The organism is Pantoea sp. M_10 (assembly GCF_008631515.1).
GTDB lineage: Bacteria > Pseudomonadota > Gammaproteobacteria > Enterobacterales > Enterobacteriaceae > Pantoea > Pantoea anthophila.
Map to the genome: position 1 here is coordinate 1089366 of NZ_VWUL01000001.1, position 18118 is coordinate 1107483.

Annotated in this window: 16 protein-coding genes and 3 tRNA genes; 1 reads left to right on the top strand and 18 read right to left on the bottom strand. The window is 56.8% G+C overall.

The annotated features are described in order from the left end of the window. Positions 1 to 155 precede the first annotated feature (155 nt). Positions 156 to 1631, top strand: a complete 1476-nt coding sequence (locus F3I47_RS05195; protein WP_150029424.1) for an AlkA N-terminal domain-containing protein — start codon at positions 156 to 158, stop codon at positions 1629 to 1631. A 139-nt stretch (positions 1632 to 1770) separates the two neighbouring features. Here F3I47_RS05195 and F3I47_RS05200 read toward each other — a convergent pair. The 18 genes from F3I47_RS05200 to sucA all read right to left on the bottom strand — a co-directional run bounded on the left by F3I47_RS05200 (position 1771) and on the right by sucA (position 17992). After that, a tRNA-Lys gene (locus tag F3I47_RS05200) sits at positions 1771 to 1846 on the bottom strand. Positions 1847 to 1892: 46 nt separating this feature from the next. Then, positions 1893 to 1968: transfer RNA gene (locus F3I47_RS05205), tRNA-Lys, on the bottom strand. 67 nt (positions 1969 to 2035) lie between these two features. Further along, positions 2036 to 2111, bottom strand: a tRNA-Lys gene (locus F3I47_RS05210). 164 nt (positions 2112 to 2275) lie between these two features. Further along, positions 2276 to 3070, bottom strand: coding sequence for a cell division protein CpoB (gene cpoB / locus F3I47_RS05215; RefSeq protein WP_009091386.1), 795 nt, complete (start codon positions 3068 to 3070; stop codon positions 2276 to 2278). A gap of 9 nt (positions 3071 to 3079) precedes the next feature. Beyond that, on the bottom strand, positions 3080 to 3607 hold the full coding sequence (gene pal / locus F3I47_RS05220; RefSeq protein ID WP_009091388.1) for a peptidoglycan-associated lipoprotein Pal: 528 nt from the start codon (positions 3605 to 3607) through the stop codon (positions 3080 to 3082). 51 nt (positions 3608 to 3658) lie between these two features. Next, entirely contained in the window at positions 3659 to 4954 is a 1296-nt protein-coding gene (gene tolB / locus F3I47_RS05225) for a Tol-Pal system beta propeller repeat protein TolB (RefSeq protein WP_046101431.1), read from the bottom strand. Positions 4955 to 5069: 115 nt separating this feature from the next. Continuing rightward, complete coding sequence (tolA, locus tag F3I47_RS05230) at positions 5070 to 6392, bottom strand: cell envelope integrity protein TolA (protein ID WP_150029423.1); 1323 nt, start codon at positions 6390 to 6392, stop codon at positions 5070 to 5072. Between the two features lie 27 nt (positions 6393 to 6419). Beyond that, positions 6420 to 6848: a colicin uptake protein TolR gene (tolR, locus tag F3I47_RS05235; protein WP_009091394.1), complete on the bottom strand. Its 429-nt coding sequence runs from the start codon at positions 6846 to 6848 to the stop codon at positions 6420 to 6422. A 13-nt stretch (positions 6849 to 6861) separates the two neighbouring features. Further along, positions 6862 to 7548 carry a Tol-Pal system protein TolQ gene (gene tolQ, locus F3I47_RS05240; protein ID WP_009091396.1) on the bottom strand — a complete coding sequence of 229 codons (687 nt, stop codon included), beginning with the start codon at positions 7546 to 7548 and terminating at the stop codon, positions 6862 to 6864. Next, entirely contained in the window at positions 7545 to 7949 is a 405-nt protein-coding gene (gene ybgC, locus F3I47_RS05245) for a tol-pal system-associated acyl-CoA thioesterase (RefSeq protein WP_009091398.1), read from the bottom strand. Before ybgC ends, tolQ begins: the two co-directional genes overlap by 4 nt. Positions 7950 to 8126: 177 nt before the next feature. Further along, a complete protein-coding gene (gene ybgE / locus F3I47_RS05250) occupies positions 8127 to 8420 on the bottom strand; it encodes a cyd operon protein YbgE (protein WP_150029422.1) in 294 nt (97 codons plus the stop codon). After that, the gene (gene cydX / locus F3I47_RS05255; RefSeq protein WP_009091402.1) at positions 8420 to 8524 is read right to left on the bottom strand and encodes a cytochrome bd-I oxidase subunit CydX; all 105 of its coding nucleotides are present in this window, start codon (positions 8522 to 8524) and stop codon (positions 8420 to 8422) included. Before cydX ends, ybgE begins: the two co-directional genes overlap by 1 nt. A gap of 15 nt (positions 8525 to 8539) precedes the next feature. Next, on the bottom strand, positions 8540 to 9679 hold the full coding sequence (cydB, locus tag F3I47_RS05260; protein ID WP_150029421.1) for a cytochrome d ubiquinol oxidase subunit II: 1140 nt from the start codon (positions 9677 to 9679) through the stop codon (positions 8540 to 8542). An 11-nt stretch (positions 9680 to 9690) separates the two neighbouring features. Continuing rightward, a complete protein-coding gene (cydA, locus tag F3I47_RS05265; RefSeq protein ID WP_058956301.1) occupies positions 9691 to 11262 on the bottom strand; it encodes a cytochrome ubiquinol oxidase subunit I in 1572 nt (523 codons plus the stop codon). 571 nt (positions 11263 to 11833) lie between these two features. After that, positions 11834 to 12709 carry a succinate--CoA ligase subunit alpha gene (gene sucD / locus F3I47_RS05270; RefSeq protein WP_009091407.1) on the bottom strand — a complete coding sequence of 292 codons (876 nt, stop codon included), beginning with the start codon at positions 12707 to 12709 and terminating at the stop codon, positions 11834 to 11836. Next, on the bottom strand, positions 12709 to 13875 hold the full coding sequence (gene sucC / locus F3I47_RS05275) for an ADP-forming succinate--CoA ligase subunit beta (RefSeq protein WP_009091408.1): 1167 nt from the start codon (positions 13873 to 13875) through the stop codon (positions 12709 to 12711). Before sucC ends, sucD begins: the two co-directional genes overlap by 1 nt. 70 nt (positions 13876 to 13945) lie before the next feature. Further along, the gene (gene odhB / locus F3I47_RS05280) at positions 13946 to 15169 is read right to left on the bottom strand and encodes a 2-oxoglutarate dehydrogenase complex dihydrolipoyllysine-residue succinyltransferase (protein WP_009091410.1); all 1224 of its coding nucleotides are present in this window, start codon (positions 15167 to 15169) and stop codon (positions 13946 to 13948) included. A 15-nt stretch (positions 15170 to 15184) separates the two neighbouring features. Next, positions 15185 to 17992, bottom strand: a complete 2808-nt coding sequence (gene sucA / locus F3I47_RS05285) for a 2-oxoglutarate dehydrogenase E1 component (RefSeq protein ID WP_150029420.1) — start codon at positions 17990 to 17992, stop codon at positions 15185 to 15187. Between the last annotated feature and the right edge of the window lie 126 nt (positions 17993 to 18118).

The window sequence follows — 18118 nt, forward strand, 5'->3', positions numbered from 1 at the left end:
GATTCTCCCGTCACGGTTTCGACACGCATTATCGCACTTTTCCTCAGCCTGACTGGCTGTTTTCGGTCATGGCGATAAACTGATGTGTTGTCCGAAAACAGCCAGTCTGCCGGGAATCACCGGTGTAGGCTCCGCATATTTACCGGAGAAATACCATGCTTAATCCCGACATTGCCTATCAGGCGCTGACCTCCCGTGATACCCGTTTTGACGGCGTATTTTTTGTTGGGGTGACCTCAACCGGTATCTATTGTCGTCCGATCTGCCCGGTCAAAGCGCCGATGCAGAAGAACTGCCTCTTTTTCAGCAGCGCCGAAGCCGCCGAAAAAGCGCGCTTTCGTCCCTGCCTGCGCTGCCGGCCTGAACTGGCGCCGGGCAATGCGCCGGTGGATCAGCCGCACCGCGTGGCGGAACGGCTGATTCAGCGCATCGAAGAGGGAATGCTGGAGGAGCGCGAAGGGCTGGAGGCGATAGCCACTGAGTTCGGTTTAAGCCTGCGTCAGCTGCGGCGTATCGTGCAGCAGGAGCTGGGGGTCTCACCGCTTGAGCTGAGGCAGACGCGACGGATGCTGCTGGCAAAGCAGCTGCTGACGGAGACGCAACTGCCGATTACGGAGATCGCCTACGCCAGCGGTTTTGGCAGCCTGCGCCGCTTTAATGATGTGTTTCAGGCGCGCTATCGCATGACGCCAGGCGCCCTGCGCCGGAACGAGGCGGGTGACGGGCGCACGCAGCCCGGTGACCGCGTGACGCTGCGGCTCGCCTATCGCCCGCCCTACGACTGGGCAGCCATGCTCTTGTTTTTACAGACTCACCTGATGAAAGAGGTCGAAGCGGTGGAGGATGGCACCTGGCGACGCACGGTGGCGATGGGCCGCTATCGGGGCTGGGTCAGTGTCGCGCATCTGCCGCAGAAGAATGCGCTGCAGGTGACGCTCTCCACCTCGCTGACGCCGGTTCTGCCTCTGCTGCTGCGCCGCCTGCGTGACCTGTTCGATCTTGATGCTCAGCCGCAGCGAATCGCCGCCTGTCTGTCACAGGATCCGCTGCTGGCGCCCAGCCTGATCGCCCACCCGGGCCTGCGTGTTCCGGGTGCCTTTGACGCCTTCGAGCTGGGCGTGCGCGCGATCATCGGTCAGCAGGTGACGGTCAAAGCCGCCACCACCGTCAGCAGCCGCTTTGCCGCCGCCTTTGGCGAGCCCTGTGAAACGCCGTTTGCCGACCTGACCCGCTACGCTGCGCCGCCGGCACGTATCGCTGGCCTGACGGTCGACGAGGTTGCGCCGATGGGTATTGTCAGCGCCGCGCGCTCACGCGCCATCATCGCTTTCGCTGAAGCCTGCGCCAGCGGGGATCTGCGCCTCAGTGCCGCTCAGCCGCCTGACGAGGTGATCAAAAAGCTGATCAGCCTGCCTGGCATCGGTCCCTGGACCGCCCACTACATCGCGATGCGTGCCCTGCGCTGGCCGGATGCCTTTCCCAAAGAAGATATAGCCATCCGGAATAACCTGGGCGGCATGTCATCCAGGGAAGCAGAGGCACGCTCGCAATCCTGGCGTCCCTGGCGCAGCTATGCGGTGATGCATATCTGGGAGAGCCTGGCAGTGGCGAAAGCGAAGAAAAAGGCGTAACGGTGGATACAGGCCTGCTCTCCTCATCATGCAGAAGCAGCCCGCGCCAGTAGCGCGGTCAGAGAAGGAAAGCGTCCCGCGCCGTAAAGTCCATGCCCTGGAAACGAAAAAAGCGCCCTGAGGGCGCTTCTTTCTTAATTGGTGGGTCGTGCAGGATTCGAACCTGCGACCAATTGATTAAAAGTCAACTGCTCTACCAACTGAGCTAACGACCCGCTGGGGGCTTACAACCGTTCAGCACGCCAGGCGGCTGAAGTAAGATGGTGGGTCGTGCAGGATTCGAACCTGCGACCAATTGATTAAAAGTCAACTGCTCTACCAACTGAGCTAACGACCCATCTTAGGTTGTGAAGCAATCCTGAACTCTTCTTCGCGCGTCGCACTGATGCGCGACTGAGAGAAGATGGTGGGTCGTGCAGGATTCGAACCTGCGACCAATTGATTAAAAGTCAACTGCTCTACCAACTGAGCTAACGACCCATCTTCAGGCTTGCCAGACACTTTGCATTGTGTCCCGGCAACGGCGGCATATATTACTGATTTAGCGGGGTAGCGCAACTCTTATTTCTGCTAAATGCTTCAGTTGCTTACCTTTCATACGGCAAGACCAGAAATCACACGATATCTGGCCTGAACCGTACCGATTACAGACCTGACAGACGTTTTTGCGCCTGTTTTGCAGATTCGCTATCTGGATAAAGTTTGATCACCTGCTGGAAGACCGCTTTGGCTTTCGCCGTGTCTTTCTTCTCCTGCATGATCACACCCACCTTCAGCAACGCCTCTGCGGCTTTCGGCGACTTCGGATAGTTTTTCACCACCGTGGCGTAATAATAAGCCGCGTCGTCCTTTTTGCCTTTGTTGTAGTTCAGCTGCCCCAGCCAGTAATTGGCGTTGGGCTGATAGGTCGAATCGGGGTAACGCTTTACCCACGCCTGAAGCGCACTGATCGCCTGATCATACTGTTTCTTTTCCAGAATCAGCGCCACAGCCGCATTGTAATCGCTGTTGGCGTCACCGGTCTGCGCAGGTGCGCTCTCCGTTGATGCCGCTGCGCCTGTGCTGGCTGCTGCACCGGTATCGGCTGCGGCATCGCCGCCCGCCGCCTGCTGGCCGCCGCTGCTGCTGGCGCTGCTCAGGCTGTCGATCTGCTGGTAGAGCTGCTTCTGGCGCTCAACCACCTGATTCAACTGATACGTATTTTGCTGGATTTGCCCACGCAGCGCGTCGATATCACGCTGATTGTCGCTCATCTGCTGCTGCAATTGCTGCATCAGCTGCGCCTGGGCATTAGAGATTCGTTCGAGAGTGGTGACACGGTCTTCGACCGAGCCGGAGCCAACGCTACTGATTGACGCTTGGGCATTAGCGGCCCAGGGGGCCGCTACGCCAATCAGTAACGACAGACTCAACAGATGACGTCTGAAGTTACTAACCATGTGATTCTCTTAGTAGACCAGTACGGCACGACGGTTTTTAGCATACGCTGCTTCGTCATGACCCAGAACGGCTGGCTTCTCTTTACCGTAAGAAACGATAGACATCTGATCAGCTGACACGCCTTTGCCCTGCAGGTACATTTTAACTGCGTTAGCACGACGTTCGCCCAGGGCGATGTTGTATTCCGGCGTACCGCGCTCATCCGCGTGACCTTCGATGGTCACTTTGTAGGATGGGTTGCTGCGCAGGAAGGAAGCGTGCTGATCCAGCATCTGTGCGTAATCAGACTGAACGTCATACTTGTCCAGACCGAAGTACACGATGTTGTTCTGCTGCAGCTGCTGCATCTGCAGACGCGCCTGCTCGTCAGAAGACATGTTGCCGCCGTTGCCGTTCATGCCAGAGTTTGCACCGTAAGCGCCATCAGCGCCCATGCCAGTCTGGTCATTGTTGTTGTTTTTGTGTGAGCTACAAGCCGCTACTGCCAGAACCGGCAGAGCCAGCATCAAACCCTTCAGCATTTTGTTCAGTTGCATTTCAAAAATCCCATTATTGTTTATTGTTTGCGATGTCTGATCGATCAGACATTACAGATACGGCGACCAGGCAGGAAATTTGACCTGTCCATCGGTTGCCGGAAGACGCGCTTTGAAACGGCCGTCGGTTGAAACCAACTGCAGCACGGAACCCATCCCCTGAGTAGAGCTATAGATTACCATTGTGCCGTTTGGTGCCAGGCTCGGCGTTTCATCCAGGAACGTGTCCGTTAACGTTTGAACGGCTCCCGTTTCCAGATCCTGTTTGGCGACGTGCTGTGATCCACCGCTGGTGCTGATCATCACCATGGATTTGCCATCGGTTGCGACATCCGCATCCTGGTTCTGACCGCCTTCCCAGGTAATACGTTGTGGCGCGCCGCCATTAATGCCTACTTTATAAATCTGAGGTGCACCCGCCTGATCCGAGGTATAAGCCAGCGTCTGGCTGTCCGGGAACCAGGTTGGTTCTGTACTGTTATAACGGCCATCGGTGACCTGACGCGTCTGACCTGAAGCCAGATCCATCACATAGAGGTTCAGGCTGCCGGTTTTAGAGAGCGCGAAAGCCAGCTTAGAGCCATCCGGTGAGAACGCCGGGGCACCGTTGTGGCGCGGGTACGAGGCGACCTGACGGATAGCCCCGTTCGACAGCGTCTGAACCACCAGTGCAGACTTGCCGCTTTCAAAGGTCACGTAAGCCACTTTGCTGCCATCCGGAGACCAGGCTGGCGACATCAGAGGCTGTGGTGAACGATGAACCACAAACTGGTTGTAACCATCGTAATCCGCTACGCGCAGCTCATACGGGAACTGGCCGCCGTTGGTCTGCACGACATAGGCGATACGGGTACGGAAAGCGCCCTTGATGCCGGTCAGCTTCTCGAAGGTTTCATCACTGGCGGTGTGACCGGCATAACGCAGCCACTGTTTGGTGACTTTATAGGTGTTCTGCGCCAGCACGGTTCCCGGTGCACCACCGGTATCGACCAGCTGGTAAGAAACCTGATAGCTGCCATCCGGGTTAGCGGCGACCTGACCGACCACAACCGCGTCGATGCCCAGGGCGCTCCAGGCAGCAGGCTGAACTTCCTGTGCGCTGCCAGGCTGCTGAGGCAGACGTGAGCGATCCAGCGGATTAAATTTGCCGCTGTTGCGCAGGTCAGCGGCCACGATGCCGCCGATATCTTCCGGCGCGGCACCTGCACCCGTCCATTTAAATGGCACAACGCCAATCGGGCGTGCGGTGTTGACGCCCTGGGTAATCTCAATTCGAACTTCTGCATGCAGCATGGCTGCCCACAGCAGGATAAAAAAGCCTAACGTAACGCGAAGAGCTTGCTTCATTTTATCTCCCTTATCTGAACCTCAGTCCACGATAATTGGCACTGTTCCTGGAAACCACGAGTAGAACTTAAGTACGGCAAGCTAAACATAGATCAACTTGCCGCCCGTTACTGCATTATTGCGGTTTAAAACGCATAGGGGCGTTCTTAAACACTTCGTAGACCGCCTGGGAAGGCGGCTTCGGAATACGTGCCTGTCGGGCGGCGGTAATCGCGGCCTGACAGAGCGCGGGGTCCCCACCTTCTGACTTAACATCAATCAACAGGCCATCCGGCGCAAGTTTAATCCGCAAATCACAGGTTTTTCCGCGATACAGATCGGCATCATAGAAGCGGCTTTGAATCGCACTGACCACCTGCCCCATGTAGGAGTTGATTTCCGCGCCTGACGCACCCGCTTTCTTCTGGTTTCCCTGCCCTGCTGCGCCGCCGCCAGCGGCCCCGCTTTTCGGTGCATTTTTACCGGAAGCCAGTCCACCCAGCAGATCGTCGACATCGCTGTCGTTGGCCGCATCGGCGGCGGCTTTCGCTTTCGCGTCGGCATCGGCTTTCGCTTTGGCAGCCGCGTCCGCTTTGGCTTTCGCTGCCGCATCGGCTTTCGCTTTGGCCGCGGCTTCCGCTTTCTCTTTCGCCGCTTCTTTAGCCGCCTCTTTCGCGGCTTCCGCTTTGGCTTTTGCGGCTTCCGCCGCTTTCTCTTTCGCTGCCTCTGCGGCTTTTTCTTTGGCTTCTGCGGCTTTCTCTTTCGCCTCTTCAGCCGCTTTCGCTTTGGCCTCGGCGGCCGCTTTCACTTTAGCTTCCGCTGCCGCTTTGGCCTCCGCGTCAGACTTTGCCTTCGCTTCGGCGACGGCTTTCTCTTTTGCAGCAGCAGCAGCAGCGGCTTTCGCCTGCTGATCAGCCTGCTTCTTTGCTTCGGCAGCAGCCTGTTTCGCCTGCTCAGCCGCGGCTTTCGCCTGGGCATCCGCCTGCGCTTTAGCTTCAGCCTTCGCTTTTGCGGCTGCCGCTTCAGCGGTTTTCTGCTGCTCAGCCGCCTGTTTAGCGGCCTGTTCGGCCGCTTTCTGCTGCTCAGCCTGCTGTTTAGCCTCTTCTTTTGCCGCTTCCTGCGCAGCTAAGCGCTCTTTTTCCAGCGCTTTCAGACGCTGCTGTTCGGCGGCCTGCTTCTCCTGCAGCTCTTCAGCCTGCTGCTGCGCCTGCTTTTTACGCTGCTGCTCAGCACGCTGGCTGTCGCTCTGCTGGTTCTGCTGACGGTTATACTGGCTGACGACGGCGCCGGGATCGACCATCACCGCATCGATATCACTGCCGCCGCCACCCGCACTGCTGGGGTCAACATGCTCATTAAACGAGCTCCATACCAGCAGCGCGATCAGCACGATATGCAGAATCACCGAAATGATTATCGCGCGCTTTAACTTCTCGTTTTGCTCGGTTGCCTTCGACACACTCGGTTCCCAAAAAACGGTTCGATTTTAAATCGGCTGCGTCATCAAACCGACAGATTTAACACCCGCCTGGTGCAGCAGGTTGAGCGCTTTAATAATTTCATCGTAAGGCACCTCTTTCGCGCCCCCGATCAAAAAGACCGTCTTAGGATTCGCTTCCAGTCGACGCTGCGCTTCGCTGATTACCTGCTCGGGCGGAAGCTGATCCATGCGATCGTGATCCACCACCAGGCTGTACTGACCCACGCCCGCCACCTCAACAATCACCGGCGGATTGTCGTCGCTGGAAACGGTTTTAGAGTCGGTCGCATCCGGCAGATCCACTTCCACGCTCTGGGTAATAATGGGTGCGGTTGCCATGAAGATCAGCAACAGCACCAGCAGGACGTCCAGCAGCGGAACGATGTTGATTTCCGACTTCAGGTCGCGGTGTTTGCGACCACGTACTCTGGCCATCATTAACCTCTGTTTACTTAGCGTTATCGCTGGAGAAAGCCTGGCGATGCAGGATGGCCGTGAACTCTTCCATAAAGTTGTCGTAGCCCTGCTCCAGTTTGTTGACGCGCTGGTTCAGGCGGTTGTACGCCATCACCGCCGGAATCGCGGCAAACAGACCGATCGCGGTCGCAATCAGTGCTTCAGCAATACCTGGCGCCACCATCTGCAGCGTCGCCTGCTTCACCGCGCCCAGCGCGATAAAGGCGTGCATGATCCCCCAGACGGTGCCGAACAGCCCGATGTAGGGGCTGATGGAACCGACGGTGCCGAGGAAAGGAATGTGGTTTTCCAGCGTTTCCAGCTCGCGGTTCAGCGAGATGCGCATCGCACGGCTGGCGCCATCGATGACCGCTTCCGGCGCATGATTATTGGCGCGATGCAGACGGGCAAACTCTTTAAAGCCGGCGTAGAAAATCTGCTCAGAACCGGCCAGTTCGTCCCGACGCTCCTGACTCTCCTGATAGAGACGCGAAAGTTCGATACCCGACCAGAACTTGTCTTCAAACGCCTCCGCTTCTCTTCCGGCCGCATTCAGAATACGTGTGCGCTGAATAATGATGGCCCAGGAGGCAATAGAAAAGCCGATCAAAATCAACATGATAAGTTTGACCAGAAGGCTCGCCTTCAGGAACAAATCAAGAATGTTCATGTCAGTCACTGCTTGAACTCCGCGACAATAGACTTGGGAAGCGCAATCGGCTTCATCAGATGTGGGTTAATGCAGGCAATCAGGACTTCTGCCTCATTGAGCACTTTGCCTTCAGTATTCACGATACGCTGCGTGAACGTCATCGTGGCCCGTGTCATTGATGTCACTTCACTCTGGATCTCCAGAAGGTCATCAAGACGCGCCGCCGACAGGTAGTCCACTGTCATACGCCGTACCACAAAAGCGACCTGCTGCTCTAACAGCGTCTGCTGATTGAAATGGTGCTGTCGCAACATCTCGGTACGTGCTCGTTCATAAAAAGCGATATAGCTGGCGTGATAAACCACACCACCGGCATCAGTGTCTTCGTAGTAGACCCGAACCGGCCAGCGAAACAGCGTTGTACTCACTCTACATCCCGGCCTCGTTTTAAACGATGCTACTATACGCAAGAGAATTGGGGTTGGGAATGGGTCGCCAGAGCCAGGCGAAAATAATTATCGCTCCGTAACAAACGGAACGATTTCAGGGAGATTTATTGACCATACGCTGACAAATATTCACTGACAGCGCCGGTAAGGCGGGGGCTAAACGTAAAAACGGTAAAGGGCAATCATTAACACCAGTATGGCGGGTAACGGCGTAAACAGCGCCTGCCATCGGGTTTTTCGTGGCCGGAAACCCACGCCGTGGATCACCCCGCAGCAGACCGACCAGATCAGCACCAGCGCCTGCAGCGCAGGTAATTCCCCTGCCTGATTAGCAAAGCGTGCAGGATCCCACATCACCCCGCCCGCCGTCAGCAGTGCCAGCAGCAGAGAGAGGGCCCGTAACGGGCCCTTATCCATCAGATCATACAGCATCCGAATCAGCGTTCGCATCAGTGAGACTCATCCTGCGCTTCAATGTGCTCAATCGCCAGCGCGGTGATGATACCAAAGGCACAGGCCAGCAGAGTGCCGAGAATCCAGGCAAAATACCACATGCGACATCTCCTTAATCAGTAGAGTGAGTGACTGTTGCTTTCAATATGCTCTTTGGTGATACGACCAAACATCTTCCAGTAGCACCAGGTGGTGTAGGCGAGAATGATCGGCACAAAGATAACGGCGGCAATGGTCATGGTTTGCAACGTCAGCAGGCTGGACGTGGCGTCCCACATCGTCAGGCTGGTGCCCGGCACGGTGCTGGACGGCATGATGAACGGGAACATCGCAATACCCGCCGTCATGATGACGCAGGCCAGCGTCAGCGAGGAGAACAGGAACGCCCAGGCCCCCTTCTCCACCCGTGAGCAGAAGATGGTCAGCAGCGGCAGAAGCACACCCAGCAGCGGGAACAGCCACAGCACAGGATGCTGCTGGAAATTCACCATCCAGGCTCCCGCTTCGCGCACCACGGTTTTACCCAGCGGGTTGGAGGCAGCAAAGTGATCCAGAGGGCTGGTCACCACATAGCCATCAATACCAAATTTCACCCAGACACCTGCCAGGATGAAGCAGACCATCATCACCAGCGCGGCAAGCTGTGCGGCGGTGCGTGAACGCAGATGCAGTTCACCGGTGGTGCGCATCTGCAGATAGGTCGCACCCTGCGCCAGAATCATCGCCACACTGACCACACCCGCCAGCAGACCAAATGGATTCAGCAGCTGGAAGAAGTTACCGGTGTAGAACAGACGCAGATACTCGTCAGCATGGAACGGCACGCCCTGTAACAGGTTGCCAAACGCCACGCCAATCACCAGCGGCGGGACAAAACTGCCAATGAAAATGCCCCAGTCCCAGGCACCGCGCCAGCGGTTGTCTTCAATCTTTGAGCGGTAGTCGAAACCGACCGGACGGAAGAAGAGCGACGCAAGCACGAGGATCATCGCCACATAGAAGCCCGAAAAGGCGGCTGCGTAGACCATCGGCCAGGCGGCAAACAGCGCCCCGCCGGCGGTGATCAGCCAGACCTGGTTGCCGTCCCAGTGCGGGGCGATGGTGTTAATCATGATGCGGCGTTCGGTATCGGAGCGTCCCAGAATGCGTGTCAGCATACCGACGCCCATATCGAAACCATCGGCGACGGCAAAGCCGATCAGCAGCACGCCAATCAACAGCCACCAGACAAAGCGCAGAACTTCGTAATCAAACATGGTCGCTCTCCTTATCCCTGTACCGGCTGAGGGGTTGCCGTGATCTGCTCGTGGTGATAACGCCCGGTTTTCAGACTGCTCGGCCCGAGGCGGGCGAATTTGAACATCAGGTACATTTCAGCCACCAGGAACAGGGTATAGAGGCCACAGATCAGAATCATTGAGAACAGCAGATCGCCTGTGGTCAGGGAGGAGTTAGCCACCGCCGTCGGCAGAATTTCACCGATGGCCCAGGGCTGACGGCCATACTCCGCGACAAACCAGCCTGATTCCACCGCAATCCACGGCAGCGGAATCCCCAGCAGTGCCGCTTTCAGCAACCCGCGGTTCTTACCGATGCGATTGCGTATCACGCTCCAGAAGGAAAGCGTGATGATGGCCAGCAGCAGCACGCCGCAGAGCACCATGATGCGAAACGCGAAGTAAAGTGGTGCCACACGCGGGATAGAATCCTGCGTCGCCTGCCTGATCTGCGCGTCCGTCGCATCCGCCACGTTGTCGGTATAGCGTTTCAGCAGCAGACCGTAGCCGAGATCCTGTTTGTGACTGTTAAAGGCGTCACGTACTGCCGGATCCTGGCTGCCGCTGCGCAGCTCATTCAGCAGGGTGTAGGCCTTCATGCCGTTGCGGATGCGCACCTCATGCTGTGCCATCAGATCTTTCAGGCCGGTGACGGGCGTATCGGTGGATCGGGTGGCGATCAGGCCCAGCAGCCAGGGGATCTGAATCGCATAGCGGTTCTCCTGAGTCGCCTGATCCGGCAGACCAAACAGCGTAAATGAAGCCGGTGCCGGCTGGGTCTCCCACTCGGCTTCAATCGCGGCGAGTTTGGTTTTCTGCACGTCACCCATTTCATAGCCGGACTCATCGCCCAGCAGGATCACTGACAGCACCGCCGCCATACCAAAGCTGGCGGCAATGGCGAACGAGCGTTTTGCAAAGGCGAGATCACGCCCTTTCAGCATGTACCACGCGCTGATGCCGAGAATAAACATCGCACCGGTGGTATAACCCGCCGCCACGGTGTGCACGAATTTGACCTGCGCGACCGGATTCAGCACCAGCTGCGAGAAGCTGACCATCTCCATACGCATGGTTTCGAAGTTGAATTCAGAGGCGATCGGGTTCTGCATCCAGCCGTTGGCGACCAGAATCCAGAGCGCCGACATGTTCGATCCCAGCGCCACCAGCCAGGTGACCGCCATGTGCTGCACTTTACCCAGCCGATCCCAGCCAAAGAAGAACAGGCCGACAAAGGTCGATTCCAGGAAGAACGCCATCAGACCTTCAATGGCGAGCGGCGCACCGAAGATATCGCCGACGTAGTGAGAGTAATAGGACCAGTTAGTGCCGAACTGAAATTCCATCGTCAGTCCGGTGGCCACACCCAGCGCAAAGTTAATACCAAATAACTTGCCCCAGAACTTCGTCATATCTTTATAAATCTGTTTGCCGCTCAGCACATAGACCGTTTCCATAATCGCCAGCAGAAACGCCATACCCAGCGTTAAAGGGACGAACAGAAAATGGTACATCGCCGTTAAGGCAAACTGTAATCGCGACAGCTCGACGATATCTAACATAAGGACTCCTTGCTCCTCGCTTTCTCTCGATTACGCGCGCGAATCGCGAACGTAATCGGGGTCAGGAACGACTGTTTATTGATTCCAGTTTTTTTATTACCCGCAGACCCGGCCTGTAAGCTGCCGGGACAGGTCAGTCACGCATGCAGCAGCTCTGAATTGTCAATCCGCGCTTTCATTAACGCGTGCTTTAACAGGAGAAAAGCGGGTGTCATCCCGGGTTGAGCAGACGTTTGAAAATGTGTGTAAAAGGCTGGATTGATGCAGCGCAATTTACGCCCTTAGCGTTGCGCTTTGCCAGAGAAATAGTTGGATATAAATCGCGATTAATTGATCTGGAATAACGCAATAAGTTTCCAGATATGGTCAGGTAGGATTCTTGTTAATAAGATGTCATTACTTAAATCAGGAGTGAGAAAATAGATCACGTTTGCCATTATTTATTAACCTGGCAGGCGCCCGGATGCCATTATCATGCAGCCTCTTTCCCTTTCCGCTGACGGCCCTCTCCCCCGGGTTAATCGCAAAAAAAAAGCCACCCGAAGGTGGCTGAGTCTCAGATGACGCTGGCTTATTTAGCCGGTAATACTGCTTTCACGGCGTCACCGATGTCCGCCAGACTGCGAACGGTCTTCACGCCTGCCGCTTCCAGCGCCGCAAACTTCTCATCAGCGGTGCCTTTACCACCGGCAATGATGGCGCCCGCATGGCCCATGCGTTTGCCTTTAGGCGCCGTCACACCCGCGATGTAACCCACGACAGGCTTGGTCACGTGCTCTTTGATGAAGGCTGCCGCTTCTTCTTCTGCGCTGCCGCCGATCTCGCCGATCATCACGATCGCTTCCGTCTGCGGGTCATCCTGGAACAGTTTCAGGATGTCGATGAAGTTAGATCCCGGGATCGGGTCGCCGCCGATACCCACACAGGTCGACTGGCCGTAACCGATATCGGTGGTCTGCTTAACCGCTTCATAGGTCAGCGTACCGGAACGTGAGACGATACCCACGCGGCCCGGCTGGTGAATGTGGCCCGGCATGATGCCGATTTTGCATTCGCCTGGGGTGATGACACCCGGGCAGTTTGGACCGATCATCCGCACGCCCGCTTCATCCAGCTTCACCTTCACGGTCAGCATATCCAGCGTCGGGATACCTTCGGTGATGGTGATGATCAGTTTGATGCCCGCTTCAATCGCTTCAAGGATGCCATCTTTGCAGAACGGTGCCGGAACGTAGATCACGGTTGCCGTTGCGCCGGTCGCTTCTACCGCTTCACGCACGGTATTGAACACCGGCAGGCCGAGGTGAGTCGTGCCGCCTTTGCCTGGCGTGACGCCGCCAACCAGTTGGGTACCGTAGGCCAGCGCCTGTTCAGAATGGAAAGTCCCCTGGCCACCGGTGAAACCCTGGCAAATGACTTTGGTGTTTTTGTCGATCAGAATGGACATTATTTACCCTCCGCGGCAGCAACAACACGCTGTGCGGCGTCTGTCAGGCTGGTTGCTGCAATGATGTTCAGACCGCTGTCCGCCAGTTTCTGGGCGCCCAGCTCGGCGTTGTTACCTTCTAGACGTACCACCACTGGCACGTTCACACCCACTTCAGCGACTGCGCCGATGATGCCGTCGGCAATCAGGTCACAGCGTACGATACCGCCGAAGATGTTAACGAAGACGGCTTTCACCGCATCGTCAGAGAGGATGATTTTGAAGGCTTCGGTTACGCGCTCTTTGGTTGCGCCGCCGCCGACATCAAGGAAGTTTGCTGGCTGGCCGCCGTGGTGCTTAACGATGTCCATGGTGCCCATCGCCAGACCTGCGCCGTTAACCATACAGCCGATGTTGCCTTCCAGCGCAACATAGTTCAGTTCCCACTGTGTCGCGTGCGCTTCACGGGGATCTTCCTGGCTTGGATCGCGCATTTCGCGCAGCTCTGGCTGGCGGAACAGGGCATTGCCATCGGCACCCAGTTTGCCATCCAGGCAGATCAGGTCGCCCTGCTTGGTGATCACCAGCGGGTTGATCTCAACCATCGCCAGATCGCGCTCCAGGAACAGTGTCGCCAGACCCATAAAGATCTTGGTGAACTGGCCGACCAGCTTACCGGTCAGGCCGAGTTTGAATGCCAGCTCGCGGCCCTGGTATGGCTGCGGACCGGTCAGCGGATCCAGCGCCATTTTGTGGATCAGATGCGGAGTCTCTTCCGCTACTTTTTCGATTTCCACGCCGCCTTCGGTTGAGGCCATGAAAATCACACGACGGGTAGCACGATCCACCACCGCGCCCAGGTAGAGTTCCTGGTCGATGTCGGTCGCGGCTTCAACCAGAATCTGGTTAACCGGCTGGCCGTTCGCATCTGTCTGATAGGTCACCAGGCGTTTGCCCAGCCAGTTTTCAGCAAAAGCACGGATATCTTCTTTGCTGTTAACCACTTTCACACCGCCCGCTTTACCGCGGCCACCGGCATGAACCTGACATTTAACTACCCACGGGCCTGCGCCAATTTTAGAGGCTGCTTCTTCCGCTTCACGTGGTGTAGTACAGGCGTAACCCGTTGGTGCCGGCATGCCATACCGTGCAAACAGCTGTTTCGCCTGGTATTCGTGTAAGTTCATGATGTTCTATCCATTCAGGTCTGAAAAGAGTAATGAGGTTGGGCGCACGCGAAGGTGCGCCCGGTGAAAATCAGACATCCAGCAGCAGACGTGCTGGATCTTCCAGCATCTCTTTCACTGCAACCAGATAACCCACAGATTCACGGCCATCGATCAGGCGGTGGTCGTAGGAGAGCGCCAGATACATCATTGGCAGCACCACAACCTGACCATTGACCGCCATCGGGCGATCTTTGATAGCGTGCATGCCCAGAATGGCGCTCTGCGGTGGGTTGATGATCGGTGTAGACATGAGTGAACCAAAGACGCCGCCGTTGGTGATGGTAAAGTTACCGCCGGTCAGATCCTCAACCGTCAGCTTACCGTCACGGCCTTTCACGGCCAGCTCTTTAATTTTCTTCTCGATGTCCGCCATGCTCAGCGCATCGACGTCACGCAGCACTGGCGTCACCAGACCGCGCGGCGTGGAGACCGCAATGCTGACGTCGAAGTAGTTGTGGTAAACCACATCTTCGCCATCGATAGAGGCGTTCACTTCCGGATAGCGTTTCAGCGCTTCAACGACCGCTTTCAGGTAGAAGGACATGAAGCCCAGACGCACACCGTGACGCTTCTCAAAAGCCTCACCATACTGCTTGCGCAGATCCATGATGGGCTTCATGTTGATTTCGTTGAAGGTGGTCAGCATCGCGGTGCTGTTTTTCGCTTCCAGCAGACGCTCAGCAACACGCTTACGCAGACGGGTCATCGGCACGCGTTTTTCGCTGCGATTTGCGATCGGCTGCGGCGCGGCAGCGGCTTCAGCGGCCGGTGCGGCAGCTTTGGTATCCTGCGGCTTGCTGGCAAGATGTTTTTCAACATCTTCACGGGTCAGACGTCCGCCCACACCGCTGCCTTTGATCTGCGAGGCATCCAGGTTGTGCTCAGCAATCAGACGGCGGATAGCCGGGCTGAGCGCATCGTTGCTCTCTTCTTCCAGCGACGCGGTCTGACGCTGAGCCGGAGTCGACTCTTTGCTTTCAGACTTCGCGCTGGTCTCTTTACCGGCGCTGTTGCCCTCTTTCAGGCGGCCCAGGATCTGGCGTGAAGTGACGGTGGCGCCCTCTTCTTCCAGCACGGCTTCCAGGATACCGTCAGCCGCCGCAGGCACTTCCAGCACCACTTTGTCGGTTTCGATTTCAACCAGCACTTCATCGCGAGTGACGGCATCGCCTGGTTTTTTGTGCCAGGTTGCCACTGAGGCATCGGCAACCGATTCAGGCAGGTCGGGAACGAGAATATCTACGCTACTCATTATCTTTCCTTTTAATTAATTAACGTTCAGCGCGTCATTAACCAGGTCTTGCTGCTGTTGTTGGTGTACGGACATGTAACCCACGGCCGGTGAGGCGGATGCCGGGCGGCCTGCATAACGTAAGGTCGCGCCAAACGGCACAACTTCACGGAAGTGATGCTGGCTGCAATACCAGGCGCCCTGATTCAGCGGCTCTTCCTGACACCAGACAAAATCCTGCACGTGAGAATACGCTTTTAATGCTTCCTGTACCGCCTGATGCGGGAAAGGATAGAGCTGCTCGATGCGCACGATGGCCACATCGGTCTGCTCGTTTTTACGACGCTGCTCCAGCAGGTCGTAATAGACTTTACCGGAACAGAGCACGACGCGTTTCACGCCCTGCGGATCGAGATCGTCAATTTCACCGATCGCCGGCTGGAAACTGCCGTTTGCCAGTTCATCCAGCGTTGAGATCGCCAGCGGATGACGCAGCAGTGATTTCGGTGACATCACAATCAGCGGACGACGCATACCGCGTAGCGCCTGACGACGCAGCATGTGGTAAACCTGCGCCGGGGTTGAAGGCACGCAGACCTGCATGTTCTGCTCAGCGCAGAGTTGCAGATAACGCTCCAGACGCGCAGAGGAGTGCTCCGGCCCCTGACCTTCATAGCCGTGCGGCAGCAGCATCACCAGACCACACATGCGGCCCCATTTCTGCTCACCGGAGCTGATGAACTGATCGATAACCACCTGTGCGCCGTTGGCGAAGTCACCAAACTGCGCTTCCCAGATAGTCAGGATGCGCGGTTCAGCCGTCGCGTAGCCATATTCAAAGGCCAGCACCGCCTCTTCGGACAGCACGGAGTCCCAGACTTTAAACTGGCCCTGACCACTGTGCACATGGTGCAGCGGGGTGTAGGTGGAGCCGTTCGCCTGGTTATGAATGACAGCGTGACGGTGAAAGAAGGTGCCGCGACCGGTATCTTCGCCCGAGAGGCGCACCGGAATGCCTTCATCGACCAGTGTGGCGTAGGCCAGGTTCTCTGCCCCGCCCCAGTCGAAGGCTTTTTCACCTTCGGCCATCAGGCGACGGTCGTTGTAGATCTTGGCGACACGCGACTGAACTTCCACCTCTTCAGGCACCTGGCTGATACGCAGCGCCAGCTCCTTCAGTCGTTTCAGCTCAACCTGCGCCGGATAAGGCTCATCCCACTCATGGTTCAGGTAAGGTGACCAGGTAAAGGAGTGCAGACTCATCGGACGCCATTCCGGCACCACACACTCGCCCGCATCCAGCGCGTCACGGTAAAGATTGACCATCTCGGTCGCATCTTCCTGCGTGGCAACGGCTTCACCTTCCAGACGGTCGGCGTAGATTTTGCGTGGCGTCGGGTGTTTTTTGATTTTCTGGTACATCAGCGGCTGGGTCGCGCTTGGCTCATCCGCCTCGTTGTGACCATGACGGCGATAGCAGACCAGGTCGATAAACACATCACGCTTAAAGGTGTTGCGGTAATCGAGTGCCAGACGGGTAACAAAGGCTACCGCTTCCGGGTCATCAGCGTTGACGTGGAAGATCGGCGCCAGCACCATTTTGCCGATGTCGGTGCAGTATGGCGTAGAGCGCGCATCTTTCGGGTTAGAGGTGGTAAAGCCCACCTGGTTGTTGATCACGATGCGAACCGTGCCACCCACTTCATAACCGCGCGCCTGAGACATATTCAGGGTTTCCTGAACCACGCCCTGACCAATGACGGCCGCATCACCGTGAATGGTGATCGGTAAGACTTTATTGCTGGCTGGCTCATCAAGGCGATCGAGACGGGCACGAACCGAGCCCATCACCACCGGGCTGACGATCTCCAGATGCGACGGGTTAAACGCCAGCGCCAGATGCACCAGGCCGCCTTCCGTTTCCACGTCAGAGGAGAAGCCCATGTGGTACTTCACGTCACCGGTGCCCAGATGCTCTTTGTGCTTACCGGCGAACTCGTCGAACAGATCCTGCGGCTTTTTACCCAGCACGTTGATCAGCACGTTGAGACGGCCGCGGTGCGCCATACCCAGCACCACTTCACGGGTTCCGCTCTTACCGGCATGACGGATCATTTCGCGCAGCATCGGAATCAGCGCGTCGCCACCTTCCAGCGAGAAGCGTTTCGCACCCGGGAATTTCGCTCCCAGATATTTCTCCAGCCCTTCTGCGGCGGTCAGCTCTTTCAGGAAACCTTTTTTCTCTTCGCTGCTGAAGGCTGCACGGCCCGCCACGGACTCAAGACGCTGCTGGATCCAGCGTTTCTCATCGGTGTTGTTGATGTGCATATATTCCGCACCAATCGAGCCGCAGTAAGTCTGGGTCAGCGCGTCGAAGAGATCGGCCAGCTTCATGGTCTCTTTGCCGATGGCAAAAGAGCCGACGTTAAAGCTTTCCTGAAAATCGGCCTCGGTCAGATCGTGAAAAGCGGGATCAAGATCGGCCACCCGGTCCTGTTTCCACAGGCCAAGCGGATCGAGGTTGGCGTGCTGATGACCGCGAAAACGGAACGCGTTAATCAGCTGCAACACTTTCACTTGCTTGGAGTTGGTTTCCGGATCGGAGAGAGATGAGGTGTAACGAGATGCGTCTTTCGCCAGGCGACGGAAGTACTCACGTGTGGTGGAGTGAAACTGCTCAGGTTTCATTCCGGTGCCCGGTAACTGCTGGAACATCGAGCGCCACACTGCATCGACAGAGTCAGGATCGGTCAGGAAATCCTCATAGAGCTGCTCTATGTAAGACTGATTCGCGCCGGCCAGCCAGGAAGAGTCCAGCCAGGGTTTCATCGCGCTGTTCTGCATTGTGATCCCTTAAGCATTGCTATGCTTTTTTGAGGTTTCATTTGTTGCCGCTTTCGCGGTTTGCCGTAGTGAGTTCAGCGATACGAGCACTCTGCGCAGCGCGCGTGGCCCGTAAGGGAACCTTTG

What these genes read in the sequence shown, in the direction of transcription:
- cydA (WP_058956301.1), bottom strand. Translation starts at nt 11,262, where the DNA reads ATGTTAGATATCGTCGAGCTGTCGCGATTACAGTTTGCCTTAACGGCG.
- sucA (WP_150029420.1), bottom strand. Translation starts at nt 17,992, where the DNA reads ATGCAGAACAGCGCGATGAAACCCTGGCTGGACTCTTCCTGGCTGGCC.
- ybgE (WP_150029422.1), bottom strand. Translation starts at nt 8,420, where the DNA reads ATGCGAACGCTGATTCGGATGCTGTATGATCTGATGGATAAGGGCCCG.
- cydX (WP_009091402.1), bottom strand. Translation starts at nt 8,524, where the DNA reads ATGTGGTATTTTGCCTGGATTCTCGGCACTCTGCTGGCCTGTGCCTTT.
- tolR (WP_009091394.1), bottom strand. Translation starts at nt 6,848, where the DNA reads ATGGCCAGAGTACGTGGTCGCAAACACCGCGACCTGAAGTCGGAAATC.
- F3I47_RS05195 (WP_150029424.1), top strand. Translation starts at nt 156, where the DNA reads ATGCTTAATCCCGACATTGCCTATCAGGCGCTGACCTCCCGTGATACC.
- odhB (WP_009091410.1), bottom strand. Translation starts at nt 15,169, where the DNA reads ATGAGTAGCGTAGATATTCTCGTTCCCGACCTGCCTGAATCGGTTGCC.
- sucC (WP_009091408.1), bottom strand. Translation starts at nt 13,875, where the DNA reads ATGAACTTACACGAATACCAGGCGAAACAGCTGTTTGCACGGTATGGC.
- pal (WP_009091388.1), bottom strand. Translation starts at nt 3,607, where the DNA reads ATGCAACTGAACAAAATGCTGAAGGGTTTGATGCTGGCTCTGCCGGTT.
- cydB (WP_150029421.1), bottom strand. Translation starts at nt 9,679, where the DNA reads ATGTTTGATTACGAAGTTCTGCGCTTTGTCTGGTGGCTGTTGATTGGC.
- cpoB (WP_009091386.1), bottom strand. Translation starts at nt 3,070, where the DNA reads ATGGTTAGTAACTTCAGACGTCATCTGTTGAGTCTGTCGTTACTGATT.
- tolB (WP_046101431.1), bottom strand. Translation starts at nt 4,954, where the DNA reads ATGAAGCAAGCTCTTCGCGTTACGTTAGGCTTTTTTATCCTGCTGTGG.
- sucD (WP_009091407.1), bottom strand. Translation starts at nt 12,709, where the DNA reads ATGTCCATTCTGATCGACAAAAACACCAAAGTCATTTGCCAGGGTTTC.